This window comes from Gilvibacter sp., from assembly GCF_965601605.1.
Taxonomy (GTDB): Bacteria; Bacteroidota; Bacteroidia; order Flavobacteriales; family Flavobacteriaceae; genus Gilvibacter.
This window is the reverse complement of record NZ_CBFCWJ010000029.1, coordinates 1-17388: the sequence shown is the minus strand read 5'-3', so window position 1 is coordinate 17388 and position 17388 is coordinate 1. Positions and strand designations below refer to the sequence as shown.

The following is a 17388-nucleotide window of genomic DNA, read 5'->3' as shown; positions in this document are numbered from 1 at the left end:
CTACACAGCCTCTTCTGCCATAAACTGCACCTCGTAAAGGTTTTTGTAGTAACCGTCTTCAATAGCAAGGAGCTGTTGGTGCGAACCTTTTTCCACGATCTTACCTTGATCCATTACAATAATGGTATCGGCCTTTTTTACCGTAGCTAGACGGTGAGCAATAACTAGAGACGTACGGCCTTCAGTCAGCTTTTCGGTAGCCTTTTGGATGAGTTCTTCGGAATAGGTATCAATGGAAGAAGTCGCCTCATCCAGAATCAATATATCGGGCTGACTCACATAGGCTCTCAAGAACGCCAATAGCTGTCTTTGCCCAGAAGAAAGCATACTACCACGCTCCTTTACGTTGTAGTGATAGCCGCCTGGCAGGGTTTCAATAAAGTCATGAACACCAATGGCCTTAGCAGCTTTGATGACCTCCTCCTCAGAAATAGATGGATCATTCAAGGTGATGTTGTTGTAGATGGAGTCCGCAAAAAGAAAAACATCCTGCAATACAATGGCAATGCCCTTTCTCAAGGACTCCAATTTGTACTCTTCAATAGGCATACCGTCTATGGCAATGACTCCAGAATCACGCTCGTAAAGACGCGACAACAGATTGATGATGGTAGATTTACCAGCTCCAGTGGCTCCAACAATGGCAACCGTTTCTCCAGGCTGCACCGCAAAGGAAATGCCTTTAAGCACTTCTTCGTCTTCTATATAACTGAAGCGAACATCTTCAAAAGCAATCTCGCCTCGAGCTTCCTGCCACTGCTTAGTTCCTTCATTGGCAATTTGTGCCTCGGTATCCAATACTGCAAATACACGATTCGCCGCAACCATACCCATTTGAAGGGTGTTGAACTTATCAGCGATCTGTCTGAGCGGACGGAACAGCATTTGTGAGAACTGAATGAAGGCCGTGATGATCCCGACAGTAATGGCTCCGCCTTCAAAAATATCACGAGCCCCGTACCAAGCCACTAAACCAATGGCAATGGAAGAAGCGATCTCCGCAATTGGAAAAAAGATAGAATTGTACCAAACCGTTTTGATCCAAGCCTTTTTGTGTTTTTCATTGATGGCGTGAAAGGCTTTGTATTCCGTTTCTTCACGCGCAAAAAGTTGAACGATCTTCATCCCGGTAATGCGCTCTTGCACAAAACTGTTGAGATCGGCAATTTGGGTACGCACCTCTTCAAAGGCTGATTTCATAGCGCGCTGGAATACCCGAGTTGCATACACCAGTATGGGTAAAATAGCAAAAACGATCAATGCCAGCTTCCAACTCATGACCAACATCACTCCCATGATCACGCCCATTTTCAGCAGATCTGAAATGATCATAAACAACCCTTGAGAGAAAATACTGGAAATGGTCTCAATATCATTTACGGCGCGGGTGGTCAAACGCCCAACGGCACTTTTATCAAAGTAGGCCATTTTAAAACGCAACATATGCTGAAACAGCTTCACTCGTATGTCTCGAATCACGCTTTGTCCTAACCAGTTCGCGTAAAAGATAAAGGCAAATTGAAAGAGAACTTCCAAGAACAGAATCCCACCCATGATTAGCACATAGGTCAATAAGGCTTCGGAGTCTTTTCCTATGATGGATTCATCAATCGCTACCTTAAGCACATAAGGGCGTGCCACGGCCAAAGCCGACATTAAAATCACAGATATCGCTACAAAATAAAAGATCCAACGATAGGCTTTAGTAAAACCTAGCAGTCTTTTAAAGAGTTTGAAATCAAATGCCTTTCCGGATTTTTCGCTCATGATTTGTAAAGGGCTTCAGGATAGCTAACCTCATGTAAAAATAAACCTTTTGCCGGAGCTGATGCGCCTGCCTCACTTCTATTTTTTGAGGCGATGAGCTGCGGGATGGAGTCAATAGCGCGTTTGCCATAGCCCACTTCTAGTAATGTCCCTACGACTGCTCGTACCATATTGCGCAAAAAACGATCCGCCTTAATGGTAAATACGAGCTGCTGCCCTTCTTGAACCCAATACGCTTCTTTAAGTTCACAGATATAGGTTTTTACGTCTGTATTGGAACGCGAGAAGCACTGAAAATCTTGTGTTCCTAAAAGGAGTTTTGCCGCCTCATTCATGGCCGCTATATCTGGAGTTCGATGCAAGTTGTGACTGAACTGAACTGCAAACGGATTCTTCCCAAGACTGATGTAATATTTATAGGTTCTTCCCGTGGCCTGAAAACGTGCATGAGCATCATCGGCAACTTGGCGGATGGATCTTATTACGATCGAGGGCGGTAAAAAACTGTTGAGTTTATCCAGCCAGGGATCCTGATCTAAAGCAAAGTCTGCATCTACATGAGCCATGATCTGCGCGGCGTGCACTCCAGTATCTGTACGACCAGCCCCAACGATACCCGAATCGATCTTGCACACCAAGCGCAGGGCTTCTTCTAAAGCCTCTTGAACACTGATGGCGTTGGGTTGGCGTTGCCAACCGTGAAAATCGGTTCCGTCAAATGCTATTTCTAAAAAATACCGCAAGTTCTCGTACTTTTACAGTTGCAAAGATAAGGCTTCCCATGACCAAAATCCTACTGCTTTCAGACACCCATTCTTATATCGATGATCGAATCTTGGAATACGCCTCTCAGGCCGACGAGGTTTGGCATGCTGGCGATATTGGTTCTTTAGGTGTGACAGACACCTTGGCTACCGCAAAACCAGTACGCGCCGTCTACGGCAATATAGATGATTCAAAAGCGCGTCAGGAGTATCCGGAAAACCTGCGTTTTATGTGTGAGGGAGTAGATGTCTGGATTACGCATATTGGCGGCTATCCCGGTCGTTATGACCGTCGGGTGCGGGAAGAGATCTACCGCAACCCTCCAAAACTTTTTATTTGTGGACATTCGCACATTTTAAAGGTCATGCCCGATAAGAAATTAGGATTGCTTCACATGAACCCAGGAGCCGCTGGAAAGCATGGGTTTCATAAAGTAAGGACTATGCTTCGCTTTGAGATTGATGGGGAGAGGATCCAGAATTTGGAAGTAATAGAGATGAAAAGATAAACTAGGCCATGGCAAAAAATGAAAAGGTCTCCGTAACATTCCCAGAATTAGAAATGCAGACCACTACCTTTAACAAAGAAGACCATACGGGAATTCTCAATGTCAATATGGGGCTAGCAAAGTTTGAACACAAAAGAATCTTCCCTTGGCATTGTTCATTGATTATAGATAACCAGTACAGTCTTGATAACGGTTTGCCCACTCGGGTGGAATTAAAAGAACCAGCCGATTTTATTAAGTATTTAGATCAGAACATCTCGCATCCCGAGAACAGCCCGCGAAACGCACTGTTTCTTGCAAATATTTATTGGAATCACACTCGTAAGATTATTTGGAGAGTTCACAACCCAGAGCTCACCAACAGCTTTCTCCAAGGCGTAATTGAAAGTAAAAACCACTTAAGGGAGTTCAAATTCAATATAGAATTTGATGCCGATTGGAACCTGACCGAGTGGCATTTGAGTTGATCATATATGTCAACAAAAGTCTAAAAAATATCTCTGCGCGAGGGATTGGAGCATGCTACCGTGTAGCGCGGAAAGCCCGGTGACGCGGCTAGCGGCGCGCGCCCAAACAACTCAAGTAAATCTTATATAAAAATCCCGAATGCTCTGAAAGTCTTCTAAGCGAGGTTAGAGAGCGCAATGAAAATCATTGCTTTGGAAAGGCGACGCTTAACACCGCTACGTTAGCATTGAAAAGCAAAATAAAATGTTGGTTTTAGAAGTGATCTCGGACCGCAGCAGAAGGCTTGATGAAGCATTCGGGATAAAACAAAAAAATCCCGAAGTTGGCATACTCCGGGATTTCCACTAATATACTAAGATGATAGGTTTAACGTAATCGGTCCGCAGATTTTACGAGCTCCTCATCCCGTCTGATGGCTTTGTTGGCCAAAGCCAGAAAAACGATAGAAACGACAGGTACGAGCAGTCCAATACCCTTCTCTGAAGCAATTGCCTCTCCGGATACACTTAGGGCACGATACACGAAAACTCCTAGTAAAAAAAAGTTCAACAGTATTGCCAGTCTGTTGAGCACAAACTGCAACTGTCTCTTTTTGAATTGAAAGATCGAAATCGCAACAACGAGTATTGCGAGCGCCATGGGTATTGCTACCAAAAGCTCATCTTTGGCTACCAATACTTGGCCAGCGTTGTCAGCAACTACAGGAAACCAAACATAGAGTCCTATTAGCGCTAAACTCGCTAACAACATATAAACGGTTTGTATGCGTTGTAACATCCTTTTTATACGTGTTTGGAGGGCAAAAATAATGTTTCTTTTTTTATCGAGGGTGCGTATTTAAACAAAATATATTTGTATTATTGCAGTATCAATTCGGAGTTGAGACCACACGACTCCTTATTCTCCAAGACATTTTACGATTTTCTCTTCGACGAAAATTCATCATTCATTACATTCTATTAATTCTATCCTCAGATGTTTGATATTTCTGAATTAAAAACAAAAAAGCTACCCGAACTTCAGGAGTTAGCAAAAACGCTTAGTGTCCCCAAGTACCGAAGCTTAAAGAAACTAGACCTGGTATACCAAATCTTAGACTACCAGGCAGCAAATCCTCAGGCTGTTAAAGCAATTAAGACCGAAGCACCTGCAGAACAAGCCCCAAAAAGCGAGCAAAAACAAGCTCCTAAGAAAGAGCAGAACAACGCTCAAGACAAGAAACAAGACAATCGCGGAAAGCAGAACCAACGCCAAGACAACCGTCGCAATCAGCAGAAAAATCAGCAGAAAGACGACAACAAAGGCAAAGAAAACAACGCGAAGGACAACAACAATTCTAAAGGTCAGGACAACAACAATAACAGGGGGCAAGACAATAAGAACAAAGGTCAGAAGGACAACAACCGTAACAACAATAACGGGCGTAACCAGAAGAACCAAAAGAATCAAAACAACGGCAATAAGGACAATCGCAACCGCTATCGCGAGCCTGACTTTGAATTTGAAGGCATCATTGAGAGCGAAGGTGTGTTAGACATCATGCAAGACGGCTACGGTTTCTTGCGTTCCAGCGATTACAACTATTTGTCGTCTCCAGATGATATTTATGTCTCGCAGTCGCAGATCCGTTTGTTCGGTTTAAAAACTGGAGATACCGTTCTCGGAGAGGTGCGTCCTCCAAAAGAAGGTGAAAAGTACTTCCCACTGATCAAAGTGAGTAAGATCAATGGTCTGAGCCCAAATGTGGTGCGTGACCGCGTATCTTTTGAGCACTTGACGCCGCTCTTCCCAGAAGAGAAATTCAATATCGCAGACAAGCAAGCGACTATCTCAACGCGTATTATGGACCTCTTCTCTCCTATTGGGAAAGGTCAGCGTGGTATGATCGTATCGCAGCCTAAAACGGGTAAAACAATGCTCCTTAAGGACATTGCCAACGCTATTGCAGCGAACCACCCTGAGGTATATCAAATTGTATTGCTTATTGACGAGCGCCCGGAAGAGGTTACCGATATGCAGCGTAACGTTAGCGGAGAGGTTGTTGCCTCTACCTTTGACAAGGAAGCTTCAGAACACGTACGCGTAGCAAACATCGTTATTGAAAAGGCCAAGCGTTTGGTAGAATGCGGACACGATGTTGTGATCCTTTTGGACTCCATCACGCGTTTAGCTCGTGCCTACAACACGGTACAACCTGCTTCAGGTAAGATCCTTTCTGGTGGTGTGGATGCCAACGCCCTACACAAACCAAAGCGTTTCTTTGGTGCAGCCCGTAATATTGAGAACGGCGGTAGTTTGAGTATCATTGCTACAGCACTTACAGAGACAGGTTCTAAAATGGACGAGGTGATCTTTGAAGAATTTAAAGGAACCGGTAATATGGAGCTGCAGTTAGACAGACGTATCTCTAACCGCAGAATCTTCCCAGCTATTGACTTGATGAGCTCCTCAACGCGTCGTGATGACATCTTGCTAGATGACAACACCATTCAACGCATGTGGGTAATGCGCAAGTACTTGGCAGACATGAACCCTGTAGAGGCCATGGAATTCATTCTAGACCGCGTGAAGCAAACCCGCTCTAATGAAGAGTTCCTCATTTCTATGAATGGGTAGCCTGTAAAAATCTTAATTATAGTTCAAAGAAGGAGTCTTGTTTTTTGCAAGGCTCTTTTTTTATAGCGTTCCCAGCCTTGCAGGCTGGGCGGGTTATTCGCGCTACGCGGTAGCTAGCTTCTATCCCTAACGCCGGGATTTACGGTCATCGAGTGATTTGGCCGAAGGCCGAATTGTATCGAGATGACATCTTTGTTCGCTTGCCGCTTCGCGGGTGCCTCACTCAAACATCCACCGGATGTTTGGTTTCTACGAAACATCGTTCGCCAATGTATCGAGATGACATTTAAAATGATTTTATGTTTTTAATTCGGCCCTTAATTTTCAAGGCGGGGGCCTTGATCCCTTTCTCCTACTTTTTTTCATCGCCAAAAAAAGTAGGCAAAAAAGTCTAGCCCCTTCAAGGTCTGTTTTGGCGCTCCTGCGTTGAAAAAGATATGTAGTCGCGCCAAACCATTCGCAAAATCTGAGTCGCGCGTCGCTCTGCGACTTAATGCGCGACATCGAAGCGATCTTTGCTCATCTACAGACGCTGCGCAGAAGGGGCGGCCAATAACCAAATACCGTCGCTTTCATGGCAACCGAGGTTTGTTCGGTGCGACAATAAAAATTACTTAACAATTTTCACGACTCTCCGCGACTCCTCAGGAGCCTGCTAGAAAACAAGCTGGCAGCAGTTGGCGGATAGATGCTTGGAAGAGTATCGAAGCGCAGCTGAGAACGTGCTCCAAGCAGCTGTGGCTGAGGGCAGCGTAATTTTCAAAGGCGAGGGAGCGTCGCTAGACCTTTTTGGTCCTTTTTACGGCAATGGTAAAAAGGACAATAAAAGTGAAGAAGAAAACAAAAAACAAAACCCCCAAGCTTTCGCTTGGGGGTTTCTAATACCGAGAAGTAGATTTCCTTATAGAGAAGCTACGTGCTTCGCCATGTTTGATTTAAGGTTAGCGGCTTTATTCTTGTGAATAATGTTACGCTTGGCCAATTTGTCTACCATAGAGGCAACAGCAGGGAACATTTTCTCTGCGTCTTTCTTCGTGGTAGTTTCAAACAAACGCTTCATTGCGTTACGAGTCGTTTTGTGCTGGTAACGGTTGCGTAGACGTTTGGTCTCGCTGTTTCTGATGCGCTTTAAAGCTGACTTATGATTTGCCATTTTCTACTTTTAATTAGTAGCCCGTAGGGGATTCGAACCCCTGTTACCAGGATGAAAACCTGGCGTCCTAACCCCTAGACGAACGGGCCATTTGGTTTCAAATGCGGATGCAAAAATACAACTATTTTTTATTGTCGCAATATTATGCAAAACTTTTTTCGAAGGAACTGAAATTTTTTTCCTCCCTAGTAAGCCTTAGCAAATAAAACCCTTCTCGCAGACGGTTTCCCGCTGTAGATACAGCTGCCTGCTTCTTCTTTGGCATCCAACGGAATACAACGAATGGTTGCCTTGGTTTCTTGTTTTATACGCTCTTCGGTTTCTGCGGTTCCGTCCCAATGGGCCGAAATGAATCCGCCTTTACCGTTAAGCACTTCTTTGAACTCCTCGTAGCTATTTACTTCTGTAGTGTGCTCCGATCGGTACGCAACCGCTCGGTCGTATAAGCCGTTTTGGATCTCCTCCAACAGCCCTGTAACCGTACTTACTACTTGATCGTTCGCAATGATCTCTTTTTTAAAGATATCTCTACGGGCAATTTCTACCGTACCGTTCTCCATATCTTTTGGACCAATGGCGATTCGCACCGGTACTCCTTTAAGCTCATACTCACTGAACTTCCAGCCCGGTCTGTGGGTATCACGATCATCATAATGTACGCGTACTCCAGCAGCTCTAAGATCTGCTTGCAGCTTATGAGCTACTTCACTTACCGCAGCCAACTGCTCTTCTCCTTTATATATAGGTACAATCACCACTTGATCTGGCGCCAAAGATGGTGGTAGTATTAATCCATTGTCATCAGAATGCGTCATAATTAACGCTCCCATCAAACGGGTAGACACTCCCCAAGAGGTTGCCCATACGTGCTCCAGCTTGCCTTCCTTAGAGGTAAACTGAACGTCAAAGGCCTTGGCGAAGTTCTGCCCTAAAAAGTGAGAGGTTCCCGCTTGCAAAGCCTTACCGTCTTGCATCAAAGCTTCAATACAATAGGTCTCCAAGGCTCCTGCAAAGCGCTCGCTTTCTGTCTTGGTTCCTTTAACTACAGGAACTGCCATGAATTTCTCAGCAAACTCCGCATAGACATGCATCATTTGTTCTGCCTCAGAAATAGCCTCTTCTTTGGTGGCGTGAGCCGTATGCCCTTCTTGCCATAAAAACTCCGCAGTACGCAAAAACAGACGTGTTCGCATTTCCCAACGCACCACATTGGCCCACTGGTTCACCAAAATTGGAAGGTCTCGGTAAGACTGAATCCAACGGCGATAGGTATCCCAAATAATGGTCTCAGAAGTAGGACGAACAATCAGCTCCTCCTCCAACTTAGCATCAGGATCTACTACAATTCCACTGCCGTCCTCAGCATTCTTTAAACGGTAGTGTGTAACCACAGCACATTCCTTAGCAAAACCGTCTACATGGCTGGCTTCCTTAGAGAAATATGATTTTGGGATGAATAGCGGAAAATAGGCATTCTTGTGACCAGTTTCTTTGAACATGCGGTCCAATTCGCCTTGCATACGCTCCCAAATAGCATACCCATAGGGTTTGATCACCATAGATCCTCGAACTCCAGAGTTTTCAGCCAAGTCGGCCTTCACTACCAGTTCGTTATACCATTTGGAATAATCCTCGCTTCTACTTGTTAAATTCTTTCCCATTTCCTGAGTTTGGCATAGAAATTGCTCTTTTTACAGCAATTAGTTAATCTTGGCAAAACTAATTAATTTTATAATGTTCAACAATTAAAACTATGTTGCTATGAAAAGAGTTACTTCCTTCCTGCAAAAGCCCTTCAACTGGACCCTAGTTGGCCTTTTTGGACTGCTTTTAACCTCCTGCGGAACCTACCAAAATGCATCCTACTCAGAAGACGGCATTTACTCCACCGGAACAATGGGAGTACCTTCAGACAATACCGGCACTCAGACTGCAGCTGCAGATCAGAATGCTAACAGCAACTACTACAAACAATACTTTGGCACCAAGAGTGCTCAAATCTCTAATATCTCCGATCAGGCAGATATTTTCACAGATATAGACAGTTACACTTCAGCAGAGACCGTTGATGATAACGGACTTATCGTTATTGAAGATGATCAAGAATCCTTCGGACCTTGGGGAACAAACGCCACCGACGTTACTGTAAACGTTTACGACAACGGTTGGGGTGCCTGGGGCGGATTTGGCTTTGGCGCCGGATGGGGCTGGGGTCCTGGATTTAACCGCTGGGGCTGGGGTCCTGGTTGGGGCGGCTGGGGCGGCTGGGGTGCCTGGGGCTGGAATTACGGCTTCAACCCTGGAATTGGTTTCGGATGGGGACCTGCATGGGGACCAGCATGGGCTTTCGGTCCAGGATGGTACTGGCCAGCTGGATACGGCTGGGGTTGGGGTAACGGCTACTGGAACAACGGTTATGCTTACGGACGCGGATACGCCTATAACAGAGGTCGTAGAGCAGATTATCGCGGAAACGTGGGCTACGGTGCAGTAGCAGCCAGCAGAACTGCAGCTACCAACAACAGACGTTCTTCTTACAGTCGTTCTGAAGTAGCACGTCGTGTGAACCAAGCCAATGCGAGAAGATCTGGAAACGTGAACTCACGTTCCTCGTCTAACTTGAGTAATTCAAGACGCAATACGCGCAGCATGAGCGGCAGTCGCAGCTCAGGCAATATGCGCTCAACGTCTCCAAACTTTAACAACCGTTCGCGCTCGTCGAACTTCAACAACCGTTCGCGAAGCAATAGTGGATCTATGAGAAGCTCTGGTTCAAGAAGCCGTAGCAGCGGATCTATGAGAAGCGGAGGGTCTATGAGAAGTAGCGGAGGATCTATGCGCAGCAGCGGAGGATCACGTGGAGGCGGAGGCCGTCGCGGTGGACGCGGATAAAAGATCGCATCATCAATCATTCTTACCATAAAATAACGCAATGAGAAAGCTATTATACCTACTCATCTTGGGTGGCCTTATGCCCAATTTGAACGCACAGGGCCTATCTGACGCTCTGAGATACAGTCAGGAATCCGTTTACGGAACTGCAAGATTTAACGCTATGAGCGGTGCCTTTGGCGCCCTGGGTGGAGACCTCTCCGGAGTAGCACTCAACCCTGCGGGATCTGCAATCTTCCTGTACAACTATGCTTCGGCTACCGGAGCGCTTATCGATCGCCAAAACGATATCTTGTATTCCAATACATTCAATCAAAGTTCTGACATCGATGCAGCGATCTCTCAAGCTGGTGCAGTTTGGGTATTTGGCAACAGTAGTGATGAAGCCGATTGGGGCAAGTTCACTTTAGCAGTGAATTACGAACTACAAAACAATTTTGACAATGAAGTGGTCAGCGTTGGTACTAACAATGTGGGAATTGATCAATTCTTTTTGAATCAAGCTAATGGGATTCCACTAGAGTTATTGCAGTTGCAAGGCAGTGAGACCATTCCTGAGCTGTATAGATTCTTAGGGGAGACAGAAGGCTCTGCCGCACAGACCGCTTTCTTAGGATTCCAATCGTTTATCATTGATCCTACTGAGAACGTTCCTGGGAACACCACTTATTTCTCTAATACAGGACAAGGGAGCTTTAATCAGGAGCACTTTAAAGTAGAACGAGGTTACCAAGGCAAGTATACCTTTAATATGGCTACTGCCTATAAGGACCGTCTTTATTTAGGAGTGAACTTGAACGCTCACGCCATTGACTATCGCAGCTCTACTTTCTTGTTTGAATCCAACAACAATGCTGGCGCCACTATTGACCAAATCGGTTTTGAAGAAAACCTTTGGGTCCTAGGTAATGGATTCTCGGCTCAAATTGGAGCTATTGCCAAAGTGGGAGACATCTTGCGTTTAGGGATCACTTATGACACCCCTACTTGGTTAACATTAACTGAGGAGACTACGCAATTCATTGAGACCAGACGTTTGTTGCCAGATGACAGCTCGATTATTGAAGTAGTAGATCCAGGAATCGTAAATTTCTTTGCAGATTACCGCATGCGTACTCCAGGACAAGTTAAGGCTAGTGCTGCCCTACTGTTTGGACAAGCTGGTCTGATCAGTTTTGATTATGGCTATAAGGATTACTCCAATATTGAGTTCACTACTAATGAGCCGTTTTTCAATATGCAGAATGTTCTTATTGCGAATACATTCCAAGCTTCTTCTTCCTATAGAGTTGGAGGTGAGTATCGCGTGAATAAATGGAGCTTTAGAGGCGGATATCGCTTTGAAGAAAGTCCTTTTCAAGATTCAAACCTAATGGGAGACCTTACTGGTTATTCAGTTGGATTGGGTTACGCTTTGGACAACGTAAAGATTGATCTGAGTTACTCTACTGCTCAGCAGGAACGCAGCGAAGCACTTTACGCAACAGGCCTCACTACTCCAACAAACATTGATCAACAGTTGGATGTATATACCTTAAGTCTAGGTTTCTTTTTCTAGGCTGATGAAATAAAGCATTAAAAAACCCGCCGATTGGCGGGGTTTTTTCGTTTATCGTTTTAGGGTGAAGTGCCCTTTGAATTCTTTCTCAACATCGTCTTCGTCATAGATCACTTGGAACCAGTAATCACTTGACGGCATTGGGTTACCGTTGTAGGTTCCGTCCCATCCTGGACCCAGTGGACTCAGCTGCTTGAGCAGTTTCCCAAAGCGGTCGTAGATGTAGATCTGCGCCGTTGGATTGCTGGCAATTCCTATGATGTTCCAAGTGTCGTGGAAGCCGTCTTGGTTCGGGGTGAAGAACAGCGGATAGTCAATCACTCCTACCGGGATACTCACGCTTCCACAGCCGTTCTGATCCACGATGGTCACGATGTGATCTCCCGGAGTCACGTTGGTGAACAGTCCACTCTCCTGAAGCGGTCCGTCATCCAATTGGAAGAAGTATACCCCCAGCCCTGTGGCCTCCGCCTGGATCTGATGATCGTCTGCAAAGGCGTTGCTGATCACCTCGGCACTGAAGCTCGTCGGTGGTGAGGATACCGTCACCGTAGTCGAGGCCTCCGCACTACAGCCCAGTCCGCTGGTGGTCTCCGTAGCGATCACCGTATAGGTTCCGCCTGCTCTGGCTACGATGCTCGCCGTGGTCTCCGGCAATGGATTGCCGTTTAAGAACCACTCAAAGCTGTAGTCCAGATCACTTAAGCCCGTGTTGATCACCGGTGGTGATGACTCTCCAAACTCGTTCTGGATCGGGTTACCAAATTCATCCACACACAGTCTGTAGCTGTCCTCCAAGGTGATCACCGGCAGTGGTGATACCTCCAAGGTCACTGTAGTGATGGCAAAGCAGTCCGTGTCCGTATTGGTCACCCGTGCCCAGATCACTTGTGGGTTGCTCGTATTGATATAGCTGTCTGGTAGCGCATTGTCTCCCGTGGTGGCATCCACCTCGCTTTCGTGGTAGCTCACTACATAGATCACCGGATCTTGTCCGCCCAGTATCTCGGCATCTTGTGTAGAGAGGGTGAACTCCCCAATGCCGTCCGTGCCATCGCCTACATTATCACAAATGCGGTACACTGCTGCTGGCGCGGTGGCCGTGGCGCCTTCTCTAACCTCGATGTTAAAACTCTGCGTGGCCGAGTAACAGCCCGTCACCGTATTGGTAATGCGTACATAGATCGTCTGTGGGTTGGTCACATTCACAAAGGCCTCGGGTGTGGCAATCGCGTTGATGCCTGCATCAGCGTCGGCCTCCACCTCGTGGAAGGTGATAACCAAGTCCGTTGGATCTTGTCCCCCTAAGATCTCTGGGATCTTCGTGTTCAGATCAAAGGTCGCCACGCCGTCGGTAGCCAACTCACAAATGATGTAATCACTCACCTCTGGTGTCTCCGGCAGTGGGTGGACAATAATCGGCAACTCTACTAATGTGAAGCAGCCTGTGGTGTCGTTGGTAATGCGTACCCAGATGATCTGTGGCGTCTCGGTATTGCTGTAGGCCGTTGGGTCTGGGATGGCCAACAGTGGGTCGCCCGCCTGTGCATCAGCCTCAGTTTCATAGTAACTGGCCGATACCCCTGGTTCTCCGCCGATGATCTCTGCCTCTCTTTGGGTCAGATCGATCACCTCTATCCCGTCACCTACCGTCACTTCGTCACACACCTCGATCGGATCGGGGTTCGTGTTCGGAGATGGGTTAGGCAATACTCTTATCGTTAAGGTCGTGAACGAGACACAGCCCGTGTCGCCGTCCGTCACTCTAACCCAGATCGTCTGTGGGTTCACCGTGTTGGTGTAGTCCGTCGCTGGGTCTATCGCATCCGTATCGTTTTGTGCGTCTGTCTCTGTGGTATAGTACTGTACCAGTAAGCCTGGCGCTCCTAGGGTAATGTCGTCTTCTGCCTGAGTCAGATCAAAAGAAGCAAAACCGTCTGCGGTCTCGTCATCACAACGCTCCAAGGCATCCAGATCTCCCGGGGCGGCAATCACCGGTGGCAAGCTTACAATCAGCTCAAAGCTGCCCACACTCGCGCAGCCCGTTAGCGGATCAAACAAGCGTACCCAGATCGTCTGTGGGTTGGTCGTATTGACAAAGGCCGTTGGTGTTACTATGGGCATCACCCCTGCCAAGGCGTCTGCCTCGCTCAAGTGGTAGCTCAGATCCAGCGTCGCTGGGTCTTGCGTGCCGTAGATCTCCGGATCCTTCGTCGTTAGATCAAACACTGCGATGCCGTCGTCGTCATCATCACAGATCACAAAGTCTTCGATCTCTAATGGGAGCTCTGGAGAGTTCAGTACAATCAGCTCCAACTCTACAATGGCAAAGCAGCCCGTTAGGGTGTTCTCTACTCTGGCGTAGACAATCTGGCTGTAGGCCACAATGTTCGCATAAGGCGATACCAGTGGGAACAGATCCGCCTCGGCGTCTGCCAAGGTCTCGTGGTAGCTCACCACCACATCAGGCTCCCCGTTAATGATCTCAATGTCTCTATCGGTCAGTATAAAACTGTCTACAAAACCGTCGTTGTCCGCATCACAGATCTCAATCGGTGTGGGATCTGGGGTGGGACTCGGTTGTGGGTTTACTCGTAAGTCTAAGGTCACCACATCACTCACAAAACAGCCCGTGTCTGGGTCTTCTACCCGTACAAAGATCGTCTGCGGGTTGCTCGTATTGGTGTAAGGACTCGTCAGTGGGTTGTCTCCCGCATCGGCATCGGCTGCAGTCTCGTGGTAGGTCACAATCAAAGAGGTGTCTCCGCCCGTGATCTCTGCCGTGGCCAGCTCCAAGTCAAACTCCTCAACCTCGTCGCCCGGATTGTTCACATCACACAGCTCCAAAGGAGTCGGTGGGAATACCCGCGGTGGGAAGTTTACAATCAGCTCTAAAGTGGTGGTAGAGCTGCACATATTCGTGTTGTCCGTCACCAAAACAAAGACCGTCTGTGGGTTGGTCAAGTTCGTATAGGCCGTAGCCGGAGCGATCAGCGAAGTAAAGGCCGCATCCTCATAATATTCTACCGTGTAATCCGCAGGATCCAAACCGTCCAAGATCTCCGGATCTTTCACCGTCAAGTCAAACACCACAATGCCGTCGTCGTTGTCGTCGCAAGCTAAAAGTGGTTCGGGATCAACGATCTGAGGCGTGTCTAATACGATGAGTTGGAGTTCAACGATCACAAAGCAATCGTCTCCCGTGGTCACTGCATTGGCAACTCTTGCATAAACAGTCTGTGTACCAAAAACGATGTTATTATAAGGACTGGTCAAGGCCAGTACTCCATTGGTGGCGTCCGCAAAAGTTTCGTGGTAAGTAACCACAACATCCGGATCACCTCCAGTAATTTCTAGAGTAGCATCCTCTAAAGTAAATACTCCAAATCCATCATTATCAGGATCACAGTACTCCAAAGGTGTTGGTGTCGCAGCTGCAGGAGCGTCGAGAACCTCAAGCTCTAAACTTGTGGTATCATAACAACCGGTAGTTACGGACTGAACACGGACAAAAATAGTCTGCGGGTTAGTAACGTTTGTATATAAGGTCGGTAAGGCCGGAGCACCAGCATCAGCATCAGCTAAAGTCAAATAGAAACTTACTGCAAGGTCTACCGCACCTCCCGTGATTTCAGGGATCTTTACGGTCAAATCAAATTCGGTGAATCCATCAGCAACACCGTCATCACAAAGAATAAAAGGCGTTGGATCAATAAACACAGGAACAGGCTCTACAACCAAATTGAACTCTCCAACACTAATACAACCGTCCGCACTTTCCAAACGCACAAAGATCGTTTGCGGATTCGTCAAGTTGTTGTACGCTGTTGGCGTACCAATTGCAGCAGTTCCAGCAGCCGCATCCGCAGCTGTTTCATGATAGGTAAATACAATTCCCGCTGGGGCCGGAGAAATAAGCGGCTCCATGGTGGTCAGATCAAAAAGCTCTATACCGTCATTGGATGGATCATCACAAAGCACATAATCTGGGATTGGATCGTTGACCACAGGACCGTCCAGAACATCAAGTACCAATTCCACGGTAGCATAACAGCCCGAAGCTGTTTCTTCCAAACGCGCATAGACCGTCTGAGGATCCGAAGTATTGGTATAAGGACTCACAAGGGCATCTGCAGGATCACCCACATCAGCAAGCGCTAAAGTTTCGTAATAGCGAACCACCAAGCCGGTGCCGCCATCAATGATCTGAGCATCGGCATCAGTTAAGGTAAATTCAGCAAAACCATCAAAAGGGAAATCACAGATCTCTAAAGGATCTGGCGTTCCAGGAACTGGCGTAGTTCCAATAACTAGGGTAATGTCATCACCTGCATCACAACTTCCGTCAGATACAATCACACGGTAAGTACCAGAAGTGGTTGCTGTATAAGTTGAAGCAGTCTCTCCAGGTATCAAAATTCCATCTTGATACCATTCATAAGTTACTCCTGGCACACCAGGATCAGCATCTAAAATAATTGGCCCACCATCACAAACGCTAACATCTGGACCTAAATCAACACTAAAAGGTGTGTCTACAGTAACGACTACATCGTCTTCCAAAATAACGATCTCACCATTACAGGTGTTGGTGTAAGTAACTCGAGCAGTATAGGTTGTAGTCACTGTAGGAGAAACAGACAAGGTTGGTGAAATTCCAACCACAGCTCCAGTATCGTCCAGCCACTCAAAAACATAAGACGGCGCTCCATCCGGAGCAAAACGCCAAGCCTCATTCGTAGTGGTCCAAGGAGAGTCTGAGGTGTTACGTCCCGGCGGAACATAGGCCAGATCCCCATCATTATTCTGGATCCCAACTGCTGCGTTTCCACTATTCCAAGTTGGACATGAGGGCTTGTCTTGAATATAAATATCAATGATGTTCGAGAACTCATAGATCACGATCATGTGCGTAGCGTTCAAATCGGTGCAAGAGAACATAGCCACCTCGTAGAAAGAAACTACCAATGCTCTATTTGGGAAAGTACCCAAAACTTCATAACCAATTTCATTGGCAGGATTTACTCCCGGGAAGATATCGTGTACCGGAGAGAAAATATTGGCTTCACCTAGCGTGGGATTGGTGTTGTTCGGAAGGTCTTCTGTAAATGCCCAACCGTTACCGGCATCCACCAGGATCTACATCAAAACGCAATACCCCGTTTGATCCTACCTGGAACTCTTGCTCCAAGTTTCCGAAGAAACAGAATTCAAAAGGCAGGGTATCTACCCCAGACCAAGTATCATCCGTAGTAATATCAATGGAATTTGCTAAGCCATCAAACGGGAAAGGCGGACTGTAAACAATTGGCGAAACAGTATAGTCTGTACTAAAGGTTTCAAAGATCTCTTGAAAATCTGCAACCAAGGTGACACTTCCACCAGAACCACAATCAAGGGTTACATCTGGCCCTGCATCTACAAAGAGGTTTCCAGGGTCTGCACCCCCAAAGCCAATCAGCGCGGTGATGTCAATATTATTACTATTGGTACAGCCCGTAGCATCGGTGACCGTCAAGGTGACCGGATAGGCTCCGGAAGCTGCATAAGCGTGATTCACGGTGGTCCCAAAGGCGGTTGTACCGTCTCCAAAGTCCCATTCGTAGGTGGCGCCGGTACCGTCCAAAGAGAAAGTAGCACTACCATTGAAGGTGATGTTTT

General features: G+C 46.9%; 12 protein-coding genes and 1 tRNA gene. 5 read left to right on the top strand and 8 right to left on the bottom strand.

The window, feature by feature from the left end; genetic code table 11:
• Both ACSLP7_RS07865 and truA read right to left on the bottom strand, forming a co-directional pair.
• Complete coding sequence (locus ACSLP7_RS07865) at positions 1-1767, bottom strand: ABC transporter ATP-binding protein (protein ID WP_435578791.1); 1767 nt, start codon at positions 1765-1767, stop codon at positions 1-3.
• Positions 1764-2510, bottom strand: coding sequence for a tRNA pseudouridine(38-40) synthase TruA (gene truA, locus ACSLP7_RS07860; protein ID WP_435578790.1), 747 nt, complete (start codon positions 2508-2510; stop codon positions 1764-1766). Before truA ends, ACSLP7_RS07865 begins: the two co-directional genes overlap by 4 nt.
• Before the next feature lie 38 nt (positions 2511-2548).
• Here truA and ACSLP7_RS07855 point away from each other — a divergent pair, with 38 nt between their 5' ends.
• Together ACSLP7_RS07855 and ACSLP7_RS07850 are read left to right on the top strand one after the other, a co-directional pair.
• Positions 2549-3040 carry a metallophosphoesterase family protein gene (locus tag ACSLP7_RS07855; RefSeq protein ID WP_435578789.1) on the top strand — a complete coding sequence of 164 codons (492 nt, stop codon included), beginning with the start codon at positions 2549-2551 and terminating at the stop codon, positions 3038-3040.
• Between the two features lie 8 nt (positions 3041-3048).
• Complete coding sequence (locus ACSLP7_RS07850; protein WP_435578788.1) at positions 3049-3507, top strand: DUF695 domain-containing protein; 459 nt, start codon at positions 3049-3051, stop codon at positions 3505-3507.
• Positions 3508-3874: 367 nt separating this feature from the next.
• Here ACSLP7_RS07850 and ACSLP7_RS07845 read toward each other — a convergent pair whose 3' ends face one another.
• The gene (locus tag ACSLP7_RS07845; protein WP_435578787.1) at positions 3875-4285 is read right to left on the bottom strand and encodes a DUF4293 domain-containing protein; all 411 of its coding nucleotides are present in this window, start codon (positions 4283-4285) and stop codon (positions 3875-3877) included.
• Positions 4286-4483: 198 nt separating this feature from the next.
• On the opposite strand from ACSLP7_RS07845, the gene rho reads away from it, so the two are divergent.
• A complete protein-coding gene (gene rho / locus ACSLP7_RS07840; protein WP_435578786.1) occupies positions 4484-6124 on the top strand; it encodes a transcription termination factor Rho in 1641 nt (546 codons plus the stop codon).
• A 901-nt stretch (positions 6125-7025) separates the two neighbouring features.
• On the opposite strand, the gene rpsT is transcribed toward rho, so the two are convergent.
• The 3 genes from rpsT to proS all read right to left on the bottom strand — a co-directional run bounded on the left by rpsT (position 7026) and on the right by proS (position 8938).
• Complete coding sequence (gene rpsT / locus ACSLP7_RS07835) at positions 7026-7277, bottom strand: 30S ribosomal protein S20 (protein WP_272833656.1); 252 nt, start codon at positions 7275-7277, stop codon at positions 7026-7028.
• Positions 7278-7294: 17 nt separating this feature from the next.
• Positions 7295-7366 (bottom strand) — tRNA-Glu (locus ACSLP7_RS07830).
• Positions 7367-7462: 96 nt separating this feature from the next.
• Positions 7463-8938 (bottom strand): proline--tRNA ligase, encoded by a 1476-nt coding sequence (gene proS, locus ACSLP7_RS07825; RefSeq protein WP_435578785.1) that lies wholly within the window; start codon positions 8936-8938, stop codon positions 7463-7465.
• Positions 8939-9038: 100 nt separating this feature from the next.
• On the opposite strand from proS, the gene ACSLP7_RS07820 reads away from it, so the two are divergent.
• Together ACSLP7_RS07820 and ACSLP7_RS07815 are read left to right on the top strand one after the other, a co-directional pair.
• Positions 9039-10169 (top strand): hypothetical protein, encoded by a 1131-nt coding sequence (locus tag ACSLP7_RS07820; protein ID WP_435578784.1) that lies wholly within the window; start codon positions 9039-9041, stop codon positions 10167-10169.
• A 40-nt stretch (positions 10170-10209) separates the two neighbouring features.
• Complete coding sequence (locus ACSLP7_RS07815; RefSeq protein ID WP_435578783.1) at positions 10210-11727, top strand: OmpP1/FadL family transporter; 1518 nt, start codon at positions 10210-10212, stop codon at positions 11725-11727.
• A 51-nt stretch (positions 11728-11778) separates the two neighbouring features.
• On the opposite strand, the gene ACSLP7_RS07810 is transcribed toward ACSLP7_RS07815, so the two are convergent.
• Positions 11779-16860, bottom strand: a complete 5082-nt coding sequence (locus ACSLP7_RS07810; protein WP_435578782.1) for a T9SS type B sorting domain-containing protein — start codon at positions 16858-16860, stop codon at positions 11779-11781.
• Positions 16847-17388 (bottom strand): PKD domain-containing protein (locus ACSLP7_RS07805; protein WP_435578781.1); only part of this gene is annotated, 542 nt, incomplete at its 5' end. The genes ACSLP7_RS07810 and ACSLP7_RS07805, both read right to left, overlap by 14 nt.